This window comes from Nostoc sp. (assembly GCF_036916735.1).
Classification (GTDB): Bacteria; Cyanobacteriota; Cyanobacteriia; order Cyanobacteriales; family Nostocaceae; genus Nostoc.
On the sequence record NZ_JBALFV010000003.1, the window covers coordinates 17,396 to 32,057 of the forward strand.

Genomic DNA, 14,662 nt, shown 5'->3' on the forward strand with positions numbered 1-14,662 from the left:
TAAAAATATGATTATCAGAGTACTACTCCGTTTATACCATAAAATTCTCCATTTCTTCGTTGGTGTACTTAACGTCCTTAGCGGTAGCCTGCAGCAAGCCGAAGCGTCTACGTTAAAAAAAATTAGTCATTCCTCAAACCGAAAGAGAAAAATACAGTATCTTCTTCTCTTTACATTTATGCTTGGGATGGCAGGATGTAATTTTTTTGGTATCAACTCAAATAAAGAACAACTCCCAGCAGTATCTCCACTCACACCACCAAAATTACCAGACTGGATTGAACAAATTAGTCCCATTGGAGAAACAAAACCTCTTAACCAAATCCGAATCCGTTTTAAAGAAGCTTTAATCCCAGTTGAAAGCCTAGACAGTCCAGAACGGCAGAAAATATTAGAAAAATTTTCTCTTTGGCCGCCTTTACCCGGTCAATTTCGCTTTTTGACACCGCGCATGGTGGGTTTTCAAGCTGAGAAAGCCTTGCCAATAGCAACAAGATTTCAAGTCACTCTAAAAGCAGGTTTAGGCGATTTAAAAAATCATCGCTTAAACAAAGATTTACCTTGGACTTTCAATACCGAATCTATCAATCTGACTAATCTACCCGGTGTCAATCCAATTGAAAAGGCTGATCTCGAACCAATTGATTTACAACAGAAATTGCAGTTTACTTCTAATGTAAAATTGGATTTAGCTTCTTTACAAGAACATTTACAGTTAATTTCCGAGGGTAAAAATAAAGGTACAGGTTTTAAATTTGAATTAAATCAAGAAGAAAAACCATTAAAAGATGAAGAATCTTTAGAAAAATTTGATCCTTCAGCACGCAATTGGATTTATAACCTCATTCCCCAGCAAAATCTCGAAAAAGCAACCCCTTATCGCCTAGTATTTTCTCCAGGAATACGTCCTGCTTATGGCAATCTCCCTACAGAAAAAGAATTTGCCAGTAAATTAGCAACTTATTCGCCTTTGGCATTTCAAAAAATTAACTTTTATGGACAGCCAGATGCAGGTGGAACTTTTGGACGATTTATTAAAGGCAGTCCTCAGCTAGAATTTAATAACGTCTTATTGCCAGATTCAATTAAAGAAAATATTACTATTAATCCAGCACCAAAAGAAATTTATAGAATTATTCAAATAAATGATGAAGATAAAATTGTCGGCATCAATCCTTACGCGCTAGAACCTGCCACGAGTTATACAATTACTATCGGCAAAAACCTCAAAGATAAGTTTGGTCAAATTTTAGGTAAAACCGTAACACTTAAATATGATACTGGAGATTTAGCTGGGGATATCTGGGTACCATCAGATTTGAATATTTTCCCGACAGGTAAAGATTTACAGCTAAATATTAGTACGATAAATTTGCCAGAATCGAAATATAAAGCAGCTTATCGAGTAGTTAAACCGACAGATTTAGTTCATTTTAATAATGGTAGTGATTTATTACCACAACCTTCTGATTGGCAAAGCTTTAAGATATCAGGTAAGAAAAATCAATCAGTTGATATTGCTGTTCCTCTGCGGGAAAAAATAAGTGCAGGTATGGGAATGTTAGCTTATGGAGTACAAGCCCGCACTAATAAATATCAGGAGAATGGCAAGGAACTGTGGCGAGAACCCACAACTTATGGATTGGTTGAATTGACGAATTTGGGCGTATTTACTCAGTGGTTTCCTGAGTCAGGCATAATTCGCATCAATCATCTTACAGATGGTTCGCCAGTTCAAGCGGCTGCTCTGGAAATTTATCAATCAAAGTTACAGGCTAAATCTCGTCTTGAACCTGTACCCTGTGCAACGGGTAAAACTGATGAAAATGGAACTTTGACAATTAGTCGTGAAGGATTACAGCAATGTTATTCTGGGAATGAAAGTTCTAGTAAATCACCACAATTATTAGTAATTGCCCGGGAAAATCAAGATTGGGCATTTGCGAGAGTTGAAGAATATAGCGGCGTTTATGGCTATGGTATTGATGCAGATTGGCAAGATGGTAAACCTGAATCACGCGGGGTAATTTTCTCTGATAGACAGTTGTATCAACCAGGTGAAAAAGCTTGGCTGACTGGTTTTGCTGACTTTTTACAAAATGGTGTAATCCAACAAGATAAAAATGCTGTTTACCAATTAACTTTAGTTAATCCTGATGGGCAAAAGACTAATTTAGGTACGCAAGTAACAAATAAATTTGGTACATTTTCTTTAGAACTGCCCATCAAGACTACTCAGCGCTTAGGTTATTATACAATCCAGGGTAAAGGTAAGAATGGGCAAGAAATTTCTGGAGAATTTCGGGTAGCTGAGTTTAAGCCACCCAATTTTCAAGTCGAACTCAACTTAGATAAAAAATTTGCTCTCATTGACGAGAAAGTTAATATTAATGCTACAAGTAATTATTTATTTGGTGCGCCTGTAGAAGGTGGCGAAGCAAAATACTTTATTACTCGCCAACAGGCTAATTTTGTTCCTAAAGGTTGGGAGGAATTTACTTTTGGTAGGCAATGGTTATGGCCAGAAGAAACCCCTACTATATCTAGTGATGTATTGCAAAGTAATGCCCAGCTAGATGCTAATGGTAAAAGTAGTCAAACTGTAAATGTGGCTAATGATTTACCATATCCAATGACTTATCAGGTAGATGTGCAAGTTGCAGATGTTTCTAACCTATCTGTAGCGAATTCCAAAACTTTTACAGCCCTACCAAGTAACCGCCTTATCGGGTTAAAAAGTAATTTCATTGCTGATGCTGGTAAGGCTTTTCCTATTGAAGTGATTGTTACTGACCCTATAGGAAAACCGATAACAGGTCAACGGGTGCGGCTGGAATTACAACAGATTAAATACAGCAGCGTCACGCAGTTGGTGGAAGGTAGCCGAACACCAAAAAATCAAGTTGAATATAAAACAGTAGGACAAGCAGAAATTACATCTGCTAGCAATCCACAATCGGTAAATTTGACAGCACCGGAATCTGATTCATACCGGATTAGAGTTAATTTTAGTGATGCCAAAGGCGAATTAAGTGCGACAGATTTACAAATTTGGGCATCTGGAGAAAATCCTGTATTTTGGGGTTCTAAAGAAAAAGATGTCTTAGAAGTTAAATTAGATAAAAAAGAGTTTAAACCTGGTGAAACCGCTACTGTACTAATTCAATCTCCCTATCCAGATGCAGAATTGTACTTTGCTGTGATTAAAGACAAACCCCTTTATCAGCAAATTACCAAAACTCAGGGAAGTGCACCACAAATTCAGTTTAAAGTCACGCAAGAAATGTTGCCAAACGCAGCCATTGAAGCTGTCTTAGTCAGACAAGGTAAACCCATAAACCAAGTGGAAACAGGAAGTTTAGATAACTTGGTGAAGATTGGTTTTACACCTTTTAAAGTTAACTTAGAAGATAAATATTTAAAACTGCAAGTTAAGCCAGTGCAAGCATCATTAGAACCTGGTGCAGAGGAAACGGTACAACTGGAACTGAAGGATAATCAAGGCAATCCCACCAAAGGACAATTTACAGTTATGGTGGTAAATGAAGCGGTGTTACAACTTTCTGGTTATCGTCCGCCAGATTTGGTGGATACAGTTTATGCAGAACAGCCGATTTCTACCCGCTTTAGCGATAATCGACCAGATGTAATTTTACAACCACAAGATGTAGCTAAACCTAAAGGTTGGGGTTATGGCGGTGGTTTTTCAACTGGTGCAGCCAATACTCGCACTCGCACAGATTTTCAAGCGTTAGCTTACTACAACGGTTCTGTTCTGACTGATGCTAATGGTAATGCCCAGATAACCTTTAAACTCCCGGATGACTTAACTACATGGCGGGTGATGGCTGTAGCCACCGATGGAAATCTGCGTTTTGGGAATGGGGACGCGACGTTTATCACCACTAAGCCACTGCTAACTAATGCCATCTTGCCACAATTTGCCCGTCCAGGCGATCGCATCCTCGCTGGTTTATCTGTAACTAACAACACTGCAAATACAGGAAATCTCTCAATAAATGGCGAACTTAGCGGTACGGTGAAGTTTGCTGACAAAAATCCTACAGCTACTTCTTTGCAAACCAAAGCTGAATCTGCAACTCATGCTTATCGCTTTCCAATGGTGGCGGATAGTGTGGGAGTTGGTAAAGTTCGCTTTACCACTCAGCTAAATGGTACAGCTGCAGATGCTTTTGAAGTACCTTTGGAAATTAAGCCAATTGAAATTACAGAACAAGTCGTTGAGTCTAGTGTAACCGATAAACAGGTGAAGATTCCCCTGAATGTTGATAAAAATACCTTCCCTGATGCGGGAGGTTTAGATATTCAGTTGGCGAGTACTTTGATAACGGAGATTAAAGCACCAGCAAAGCAAGTTTTAGAAGATGATGATTTACCGTTTACAGAACCTGCTGCAAGTCAATTAATGATTGCTGCTAAACTACAAAATATTACACAAAAATATGGTCAGACATTTGCAGAATTTAATCCTACACAACAGGCAAATCAAGCAATTGAACAATTACAAAAACTGCAAATAGCAGATGGTGGTTTTGCTGCTTTCCCAGGACAAGAAAAATCTGACCCTTGGGTTTCTTCTTACGCGGGTGAATCTTTGGCTAAAGCTAGTCAGATGTTCCCTAATTTAGTTGATTCTGCAATGCTGTCTCGCCTCAAAGTTTATCTGCAAAAAGTTCTGGCGAATCCTGGAGAATACGATTTTTGCAAACAGCTACTCTGTAAAAGGCAACTGCAACTTAATGCTTTAATTTCTTTATCAGAACTGGGTGAGAAGCGCAATACTTTTCTCGCAGATATTTATGAACAGCGCAATAACTTTGATTTAGTAACTCAAATTAAATTAGCGCGATACTTATCTCAATTCCCAGAATGGCGAGATGAATCTCAACAATTAGTGAATAAGCTACAACAGAATATATATGAAACTGGTAGCACAGCAGTTGTGAGTTTACCCAGCAGTTGGGGATGGATGAGTTCATCTACAGCAACACAGGCGGAAGCTTTACGTTTATTGATTGCTAAACAAAGTAAACCCGAAGTTATAGATAAATTATTCCAAAGTCTTCTGGCATTGCGACGAGATGGCACATGGCAAACTAACTATAATAATGCCCAAGCCTTAACAGCCTTGGTAGATTATAGTCAACTGCAACCCACACCACCTAATTTTGTTGCTACAGTGCAATTAGCTGGTAATAAGTTAGGAGAAAATCGCTTTGAAGGCTACAAAAATCCTAGCTTACAGCTAAATGTACCGATGAATCAATTACCTCGTGGTCGTAATGATTTAACGCTGCAAAAATCAGGAAATGGCACTTTGCACTATTTGGTTGCTTATAATTATCGCTTGCAAGGAAATCAACCTGGAAGGTTTAACGGGTTACGCATAACACGAGAAATTAGTCAAGTAAATCAAGAGAAAGTTTTACAAAAAACAGGTCTTTACGCTTTCGATAAACCCTTAACTTTAGCCTCTGGACAAGTGTTTGATATTGGTTTAGAAATCATTGCCGATCATCCTGTGGATCATTTAGTGATTAAAGATCCGCTACCATCAGGTTTTGAGGCGGTAGATGCAAGTTTTCAAACTACGACAGCTGCATTACAAGCAAAAGCTGATAACTGGGAACTTGGGTTTAGAAATATCTACCGCGATCGCATTATCGCCTACACCGACCACCTGGAACCAGGAGTTTATAGTCTGCATTACTTAGTCCGTTCTGTTACTCCTGGTACGTTTTCTTGGCCTGGTGCCCAAGTTCACCTGCAATATGCATCAGAAGAATTTGGGCGTACTGCTGAGTCTACATTAATACTGGAGGATGGAAAGTAATTATTTATACCATTTCTGGCTACAACAAATCTAAAAATCTTTCCAAGTTTATACGAGCCTGCTTTAAAATTTTAGCTAGGGTGGAACGCTTAACTGCCCGATGAGCCGGAACAGTCAATTTTAAGACTTCATCCGGTATGCTTTTTTCCAATCTAATATGACTAAGATTTGAAAGGGGCGATGCTTATGGTTCTTGCTAGCCTACGCATTTCTGCAACTAACTTTTGACTTCTGCCTTGCGGTACTAATAACTAAGTTCTGAAAAGTAGACAGGATAATTTGAATATTCAGCGACTTTCTAATTTAGAAACTCGCGCCTCTAATTTGTTGACTTGTTGCTTCAATTCAACAACCAAAGTTGCAAGCCGATCAAACATCGGATCTTGCTGTGATAAGTTTCTTCTGGAACCAGTTGACTGTCGTGGGGTAAGTGTTGTTCTTGGGGATGAAGACTGGCGACTTGAACCCAGTTGAGACTCTATCTGGTTTAATCGTGACTCGACACGATTTAAGTCCGCTTGCAGGTTGTAAATGCGAGACTCCACTTGTTGGGATGAAGCAGTGTTTCCAAATAATCCACCCCAGAGAATTGTTGCTAAAATCCCAGCAAATATTAGCACTTGGATTTTTTTCATAACAGTCTATTTAGACAGGATATGTTGGGATGGCTACAGACTTATACTCTGTAGTCACTTCCCTTATTTATCCTTTACTAAATTAGAAAATAACTTCTGCCAATCGATAGAGTTAACAGTATTATCTCCCTGTTTTACTTCAAATGTGACATTAGAAGCTTTTGCTAGTTTTAAAGCTTGCACGCAAAGTTCTGCTACATCCTCACGGCTGATTTTGCCCTTAATATTATCGCCTTGCTCGAATATTAATTCTTTGCCTCCTGGTTCTTCAGTTAAAGCACAAGGTCTAACAATTGTATAAGGAATTCCGCTTTCTCTTAAACTATCTTCTCCCTTCAACTTCCAAGTTAAAATTCCTCCCAATTGGTCATTTAATTTAACTGCTGGCGGTTCTTCATCTAAATTAATACCAGGACGACTGGGACGAGTCACGCCTGCTGAACTAACTAAGATAAATTGTGGTAAAGTTGTCCCGCCATAAGCTTTTATTGATTCTAACTGCAAAGCAAAACCACCGGGAGAAAATTTAGAATTCAAAGCGCCATCATATTCAAATTTGCTCAACATCAGTTGGAATGAACAAACTCTATTCTGCTCAATTGGCGGCGCATCTTTGACAACTTTTGCCCGAAAGACGGGAATCAAATCCGCAAAGGGAATGTGAACATCTATCCAGGTATTAGCTACGGTATCAAAAGAATAGCTATAACCAATGCCATCCCATTTTGTATCAGTCCGCAGGAAGATTTTATAACGTTGACCGTCACCTTTGACGCGCAATTTCACACCTTCGCAATCAGATAAGTTGAAGGATGGATCAAAATTTTTGGTTCTGATCGAAGCAAATCCGCCAGAGTTAGCGGTTGAGACATTACCAGCAAACAAAGCTGCATTTTCTAATAATTGGATATTACTGGCACTCACGCCACCCATGACGACATCATCCAGCGCCCCCCAGTAATCTTTTAATTCTGCTGATGGCTTGGTGAAATCAAATATCGGTTTTTCGTTTGCTTGGGGTAGATATTTTGCCGCCGCTTGGACTAAGTTTTTAACACCTTGATATTCTACATTTTCTGGGGTGTCGCCAACAATTTCTGGTTGGTAAAATTTCACACCTTGATAATATTTGGCTCTATCTGCTGTGTCTCCCTCAACTGGTTGCACACGCACTGCTGTGCAACAAACTACAGCTTGGATATCAGCCATAACTAAAGAAGTTAAAGTTTCTGATTGAGTGATATCCGCAACTACTAAGTCTATATCATTACCAAGAATTGACCGGGCTTTGTCAATGTCTCGAACTAGGGCGCGAACTTTATAACCTTGTTCGAGCGATCGCTGCACTACTCGTTTACCTACACCACCTGTTGCACCTGCTACTAATATTACACCCACGTTTCTTCCTCCATTGGGTCTATACTGATTATCCTTAGGACGACCTTGGATTAACTGCTGTACCCAGTTAAGGAAAGGAATTACCTCAAAGTAAGTCAAGGTTTCAATAAACCTGCCTAAATCCCATTGAGAACGATTTTTGTCAGTCATATTTGCGTCCTCATAACTTTCTTAAGTTTAGCCTAATGTTTGTTTCTCCAAATCCTCCAGTACTCAGAGCTTAGATAATGGTCAATTGCTTTCATTTAGGGAAAAGGGTAGAGGAGATAACTATAACCTATTCTGTTAAGCCAAATCTTTGGCATTCCATACAACGCCAAATAGCCCGTCGTAGATATTGCTCAAGCACGCTAGGATACTTAATGAGGTGTTCCTAATCAAACGGTAATTCACTTATGAGCCAACTTGAAGACATTCAAGCTGAGTACGAAAAGTTTCCAGAAGAATTAGAGAGTGTGATTATTAGCACCATAAACGCACAGGCAATACCCAATGCTAGTTATGCTCCCTTTGTAATGGATGATTCCAAAAACATTTACATTTACGTAAGTGGTCTTTCAACTCATACCAAAAACCTCTATGCCAATCCTTATGTTAGTGTTTTATTTATCGAGGATGAAGCTAAGAGTAATCTAATTTTTGCCCGTCGTCGTTTGAATTTTGATTGCACGGCAAAATTGATAGAGCGTGAAACTGATAAGTGGAATCAAATTGTTGAGCAATTTCAAGGGCGGTTTGGCCAAATTATCGAGGTTTTGCGCGGGTTGCCTGACTTTCGGATTTTTCAGCTAATTCCGAGTGAAGGCCGTTTTGTAGTTGGTTTTGGGGCAGCTTATCACATCAGTGGTGATAACCTCAATCAACTTGTTCAAATCACAGGAGATAGTAATCAAAAGCAAGAATGAATTATGAATTAGTTTGGTTGTATACAAATTAAATATGAAATAGCTTAAAACAGCAAAAGTTTACCTACTTCAATATTTATCGGTAAGCTTGACTTGATACCTCGTAATTTTGCCTTCGGGTAAATTGCTATTAAACTATACTTTTTAATTTTATGCTTCAGTTTCAACCTCCTGGCTTTGGACATAAACTTATCCATACATCCTTGGGGGCAATGGTTTATTATACCCAAACGAATGCACCTTGGGCAATCGCTGATACTGAAGATTTACCTCCACTACTGTTTCTCCATAACTTTGGTGGTGGGGCATCTGCGTATGAATGGTCTAAAGTTTACCCAGCTTTTGCTTCTAATTACCACATTTTAGCCCCCGATCTAATGGGCTGGGGAGAATCGGCTCATCCAGTCCGGGATTATAAAATTAGGGATTATCTCAGCACGCTCGCAGAGTTTATCATTGAAACTTGTCGTCAACCAGTGACGGTTGTAGCCTCATCTTTAACAGCCGCTTTTGCGATTCGTTTAGCTATTATTCAACCCAATTTATTCAAAGCACTGTTTTTGGTGTCCCCCTCTGGATTTGATGATTTTGGACAGGGTGCTGGACGCAGACTTCCGCTTTCGGTGATCAATGCGCCTCTGTTGGACAATTTTATTTATATGCTTGGTGCTGAAAATGAAATTGCAGTCCGAAATTTTTTACAAAGTTTTCTGTTTGCCAAGCCACAACGAGTATCTCAAGAAATGGTGGAGGCTTATTTAACCTCTGCACAACAGCCTAATGCTAAGTTTGCCGCTTTGTCATTTTTACGGGGTGATCTTTACTTTGACCTAAGTTTATATATTAAACAACTGACAATTCCCACGGTCATTTTTTGGGGAGAAAAGGCACAATTTACCAGCATCAAACTAGGACGACGCTTGGCAAATTTAAATCCAAGTGCAATTAAAGATTTTTATGCGATCGCAGATGCAGGAATATTACCTCATTTGGAAAGACCAGAAGTTTTCATCGGTCTATTGCAATGGCATCTTGGGGAGTTAGGAGTTAGGAGTTAGGAGTTTGAATTATCACTTTTAGCTTTTAGTTAGAAATTAACTGTGCATTTAATGCTTTGGTGATGCGATCGCCAGAAGCTTCTAAGTGGACTAGGGTGTAAATATCAATGCTTTCACTCAGTTGTTTGAGTCTGATATCAATAGCTTTTTGTAGTTGGCGCAATTTATACCAAGCCAGTGTCCGACCATCTTCAGGTGTATCAGTAGTACCCAACATCATCTCTAACAAAATATTCAGATATTCCCGTTGCAATGAACGGCGAATGCTAGAAATCGGCTTTGGTTCTCCTGGAGTTAAAACTTCTGTCCAGATGCCTGTTTGCAGGGTATCGAACAGTTCCGGCATGGAAAGCGCTTCTCCAGGGAGAGTTTTTAATTCTATATCTTGTAAACGATTCAGGCGATCGCTGTCTAATAGCGATCGCAGTACCGCACTTTGGAAACTCACAATGCGATCGTGAATTGGATAATCAAGGCGGTTGTTAGGTACAGAACTACCCCAGTGTTCCCAGCGCGATGGTGCTAGTTGATTCAACAATTGTGGTGAAAAACTGAAAGCATTTTCGGAAAACACATACTCTTGTAACTTTGTCAATGCTTGACGTTGTTTTAAAAGTGACACTGGTACAAATGTCCAAGAAGCATCACCACTAGCATGGAGACGCCGAAACGATTGTCCACCAATGTATTTAGAAAGTAAGATGGCATTGCGAAAATAATATTTAAGTACTTTATTAAATGAGACGCGCAAGTTACTATAACTTTCGCCAATCGATAGATAACCCTTGTCAAGGCGCTGCCACATAAAACGGGCATTATCCATTTGCCACTGCGAATAAAGTAGCACATCACTACTCATGTCCCAGACATTTGCCAAAGGATTAATGTCCCAGATATCTTCATCAGTTGCATAAGATAATTCTGGTTGAGGCGACACCAGTGCAATCTGCTCTAAAAAACTTTTTTCTGATTCTGGAATGATTCTCTCAACTGCTACTGATGGGCTTCTTTTATAACCATACTCAATTGCCCATTCGTCGTAGGGCCCAACAACTCCTGGGAAATAATCACCTTGCTTTACTCCCTGTGGCGCTATATTCACAGGTAGATAGTCCATCACCGAACCCACTAAACCTTTAGTGCGAGTGATTTCAGTATTATTTAATTCTTTAGGCGCTAACATAGTGCTGCCGTGAAAGTTGTGGCGCAAACCGAGAGTGTGCCCGACTTCGTGAGCAATCAGAGAACGCAAATATTGATGCACATACTTCTTCATAGTTTCACTACTGGGTGTAGTGTTTGGCAAAATTGACAACACCAACGCCCCCATTGCAGCTTGATCTGAAGACTCCATGCTATAGCAAAAGTCATTGTCTACTAAATGTTGTTCAGGAAAAGCTTTAAAACCTTTCAAGAACATTGCAGATAAATTACCTGGACATGGGTTTCTGCCCAGTTGAGAAACCTGTCCATCCGTAAAAGATGAATTTCCTTCCATCAGTGCGTGATATTCTTGCTGAATTGAACGCACCATATTGGCATCTACAATAATATCTGCATCCAATATTTCCCCAGTGAGTGGGTTAACGCGTACTGGACCTCTGGCAAAACCTGCATCTAAAGAATTGAACCAGCGAATAGTATTATAATGTACATCTGCGGGTTGCCAATCAGCATCATCTGGCATTTGCTGCACTTCAATAGCATTTTGAAATCCGGCTTTTTCAAATGCTTTGTTCCACATCAAAACACCTTCACGAATCGCATCGCGGTAGTCTAACGGTACAGCATTTTCAATCCAAAACACAATTGGCTTTTTGGGTGGAGATAAGGGGGCGTTAGGCTGAGATGGTTCTAGATGCCAACGATTGATGTAACGTACAAATGATTCATGAGCATTATTATTAGATAAATTTTGGAAAGCAGTAATAAAATATCCCACTCTGTCATCTGCAAGTCTAGGAATATAACCAGTGTTTTCTCTAAGCTGAGAAAAACTATAATGTACCTTCAGAGTTAGTGCCCTGCTATCGGGTACAGTGATTAAATTTGCTCCTTCTAATGATGAAAAACCGTAAATTGAATCAATTTCTACGTTTTCTGCGAAGTTGTTAACATCACCAAAATATGATTTGCTTGCATCCAAGTGATAATCAGCCTGCAAAGAGTATTTTAATAAGGTAGTTAATCCAGGAAAATCCTGCATTAGCAGTTCATCCAGGCTGATCAAAATATTTTTACTGTCTGGATCAATAGCGACTATTTCAAGTGAATAAAGAACTGAGTCGCTAAAAGAACGAGCCAGCGATCGCTGCTCTGGTCTATTTTCTGCACGGAATTTAACATTACGAACAACAAAGTGCAATCTATTTTTTATTCGTTGGAAGTAGAAAATAAAATCAGATAGAGGTAATCCACTATAAATTCCTCTTTCTCCAACGCCTGATTCTAATGTAACTATAGCTAAATAATCTTTATTTAGTTGCTCTGGTTTAATTTCTAAATATATTTTGCCTGAATCGCCACTGCAATAAAGTGTGAAGAGTCCCTTTAGTTTATCTATTCTTTTAGCAATCTCATTAAATTGGCAAAAATCTTTTTTTATGATTTTAGCCAATTTATTATCATTAATTGCTAATTTCTCAATATTTGGGATTGCATTTAGTTGTGATACATCAACATTTGAAAGTTGATTTGCTCCTGCGTAATCACTTGGTAAAAACAAGTTATATAATAATACTATACAGATTGCTAATTTCCTTATCCAGTATCTCATCCTTTAGCTTTCCACCTGAAGCAGTTCTCGTGTTGAGAAAAAATGTGAATTAATTTGCCGTCTGCAAGCCCTTCAAATATCTAGGGATTACGGTATAAATCCACTAAGTCAGACAAAACTTTGTCTCTAGTCTAAAAGTCGTCTTATTATTAATTGTTATTAGTAGCTATTTATTTTTATGCATCAACTATCTCTTAAGATAGATATTTTTCCTAACCACAGATACATGTTGTTTTAGCTTATATCTGTATTAGAGATATTAAATACTAAATGTAGCATTAAAAATGTATTTAGTGCTACATTTGTTAGTCGAAGTAATCTCAAGCATCATTTATAAACAAAAAGAGAGACTCCTAAAAAAGCTGTTCTTGAGCAGTAAAATGCTTTTTTCGGATGAATTCTGCAAATTTATGGTATGGTAATCTCAACCCTCTTCTCACATCTTCAATTGGTTCTTCCCAATGGTTTTCAAAGCAGTAGCCTAACAGAAAATCAGCTTTCTTGCATAGTTCTTGCCCTTTTGTTAGGTTGGCAAAAAATTTCTTTGATTTGTCGGGGAGCCAAGATGGCAATACTGCGTAGGTTTTGCCTAAAAATAACTCCAATGTAGGTTGGGGAGCCACTGCGCCCTTGCGGTTTCCCAACTTGTTCGTTCTTAGCGTTTCCGTTCGCGAACAGCGTCTCCATTAGAAGAAGGGTAGCAAGTGGCGTTTAAGGAACGTAGCAAGATCCCCAAGGGTAAACTACCATTTTTAGGGATTTGTTGGGTTTCACTTCCCTACAGAATAAATTCGCCTTCCTTCAACCCAACCTACAAATCTTCAAAACCTACGTAGTATTGGCCAAGATGGGATAGAGCAATTTAGCCAACCACAAACCGATTGGGAGTGATTTGTTGTAATTTAGTGTAGCAACTTTATTCTTTTTTATAACTAAAATATGCCTTTTGCTAGAAGGATGATTAGCTTTTTATAGTTAATCTTTGATTTGTAGTCAAAAAATAAGCTAACTAGCATGATAAATTTGATTTCTAGGACGATTGCTAACATCAGTTCCCTACTTAAAGGACTTCAGGTAAAATCTTTTTTGGCTGTTGTCGTAGTTGGTTTTCTAGTGTTGACAACGAATGTTAGTTCTGGGCAGAATGACAAAGGCTTAAAGGAGAGAGTCCGCGAACAGGTAGAGCAAAATGATGCTCAAAGACCGAAAACAGTAGGGGACTGGTTTAAAGACGCTCGTGAAACCGAAAATTCCCCTGGTGAACGACTTCAGAAGATTGGGCAACAGTCAGGAGAAGCCCTTAAAGAGTTTGGATCTGGATACGTAAAGGGCGCTAAAGAAACTGCTAGTGATGTAGGGGACAGTGCGGCAAAAGCAGCCAAAGATGTCTCAAACAAAGTTGGACGCTAAATGCGTTACGATATTCTCTTGGCAGCAAGTATTAATAACTTTTCGCCAATAAAAGAGTAATAATAGGGACACTGGTGTATAATCACCGAATTCTAATACTTGGGTAACGCGCTTACCCTTGCTGATGATAGATTGTAGTCTTTCTCAGTTGCATAAAATATACTCCTTTAGTAGGGGCGTACAGCTAGCTGTGCGCCCCCACTGCATGTTGCATCCAAAGAATGCTAATTTTGAGAAGCGCCGCCGATAGCGTACCCCTACGGGGAAGCGAGCTACGCGTAGCGTCTCTCCTCCCCTTAGCAAGGCTACAGTGTACACACAAGTCTTTTCGTTCACAACACAAGTACTTTCGTTCACAACACAAGTCTTTTTTGAGCCTTTGAGGAAATGAAACAGCTTTGCTTTTCAACCAAGAGGCAGTTCTTGAAGGGGGCTATTCGCTGGGGAAAATCACTCCTTTCTCCTGCCGTGGAATGAAGGGGGCAACATCAATACGCTTGGGTTAAGGATAATCGTAGGTTGAGTTGTAGCTTGCATGGCAGGGTGCGTGAACAAGTAAAAAAAAACCGCAGTGGACGACTCTAATAATGATTGACTTCCCTTGCAGTCAAAAACACTTGTAATGC

At 39.2% G+C, this 14,662-nt stretch carries 8 protein-coding genes; 4 read left to right on the plus strand and 4 right to left on the minus strand.

Annotated elements, in window-relative coordinates; genetic code table 11:
- Positions 1 to 187 precede the first annotated feature (187 nt).
- Positions 188 to 5,854: an alpha-2-macroglobulin family protein gene (locus V7L20_RS01975; RefSeq protein WP_334742449.1), complete on the plus strand. Its 5,667-nt coding sequence runs from the start codon at positions 188 to 190 to the stop codon at positions 5,852 to 5,854.
- Between the two features lie 287 nt (positions 5,855 to 6,141).
- Here V7L20_RS01975 and V7L20_RS01980 read toward each other — a convergent pair whose 3' ends face one another.
- The gene (locus V7L20_RS01980) at positions 6,142 to 6,489 is read right to left on the minus strand and encodes a hypothetical protein (RefSeq protein ID WP_334742450.1); all 348 of its coding nucleotides are present in this window, start codon (positions 6,487 to 6,489) and stop codon (positions 6,142 to 6,144) included.
- Between the two features lie 63 nt (positions 6,490 to 6,552).
- Positions 6,553 to 8,037, minus strand: coding sequence for a CIA30 family protein (locus tag V7L20_RS01985; RefSeq protein WP_334742451.1), 1,485 nt, complete (start codon positions 8,035 to 8,037; stop codon positions 6,553 to 6,555).
- A gap of 245 nt (positions 8,038 to 8,282) precedes the next feature.
- Here V7L20_RS01985 and V7L20_RS01990 point away from each other — a divergent pair, with 245 nt between their 5' ends.
- Both V7L20_RS01990 and V7L20_RS01995 read left to right on the plus strand, forming a co-directional pair.
- Positions 8,283 to 8,792, plus strand: coding sequence for a HugZ family pyridoxamine 5'-phosphate oxidase (locus tag V7L20_RS01990; RefSeq protein WP_334742452.1), 510 nt, complete (start codon positions 8,283 to 8,285; stop codon positions 8,790 to 8,792).
- A 152-nt stretch (positions 8,793 to 8,944) separates the two neighbouring features.
- On the plus strand, positions 8,945 to 9,850 hold the full coding sequence (locus V7L20_RS01995; protein ID WP_334742453.1) for an alpha/beta fold hydrolase: 906 nt from the start codon (positions 8,945 to 8,947) through the stop codon (positions 9,848 to 9,850).
- 25 nt (positions 9,851 to 9,875) lie between these two features.
- On the opposite strand, the gene V7L20_RS02000 is transcribed toward V7L20_RS01995, so the two are convergent.
- Positions 9,876 to 12,626, minus strand: coding sequence for a zinc-dependent metalloprotease (locus tag V7L20_RS02000; RefSeq protein WP_334742454.1), 2,751 nt, complete (start codon positions 12,624 to 12,626; stop codon positions 9,876 to 9,878).
- Between the two features lie 353 nt (positions 12,627 to 12,979).
- Complete coding sequence (locus V7L20_RS02005; protein ID WP_334742455.1) at positions 12,980 to 13,270, minus strand: hypothetical protein; 291 nt, start codon at positions 13,268 to 13,270, stop codon at positions 12,980 to 12,982.
- A 370-nt stretch (positions 13,271 to 13,640) separates the two neighbouring features.
- On the opposite strand from V7L20_RS02005, the gene V7L20_RS02010 reads away from it, so the two are divergent.
- Positions 13,641 to 14,036 carry a hypothetical protein gene (locus V7L20_RS02010; protein ID WP_334742456.1) on the plus strand — a complete coding sequence of 132 codons (396 nt, stop codon included), beginning with the start codon at positions 13,641 to 13,643 and terminating at the stop codon, positions 14,034 to 14,036.
- Positions 14,037 to 14,662 lie beyond the last annotated feature (626 nt).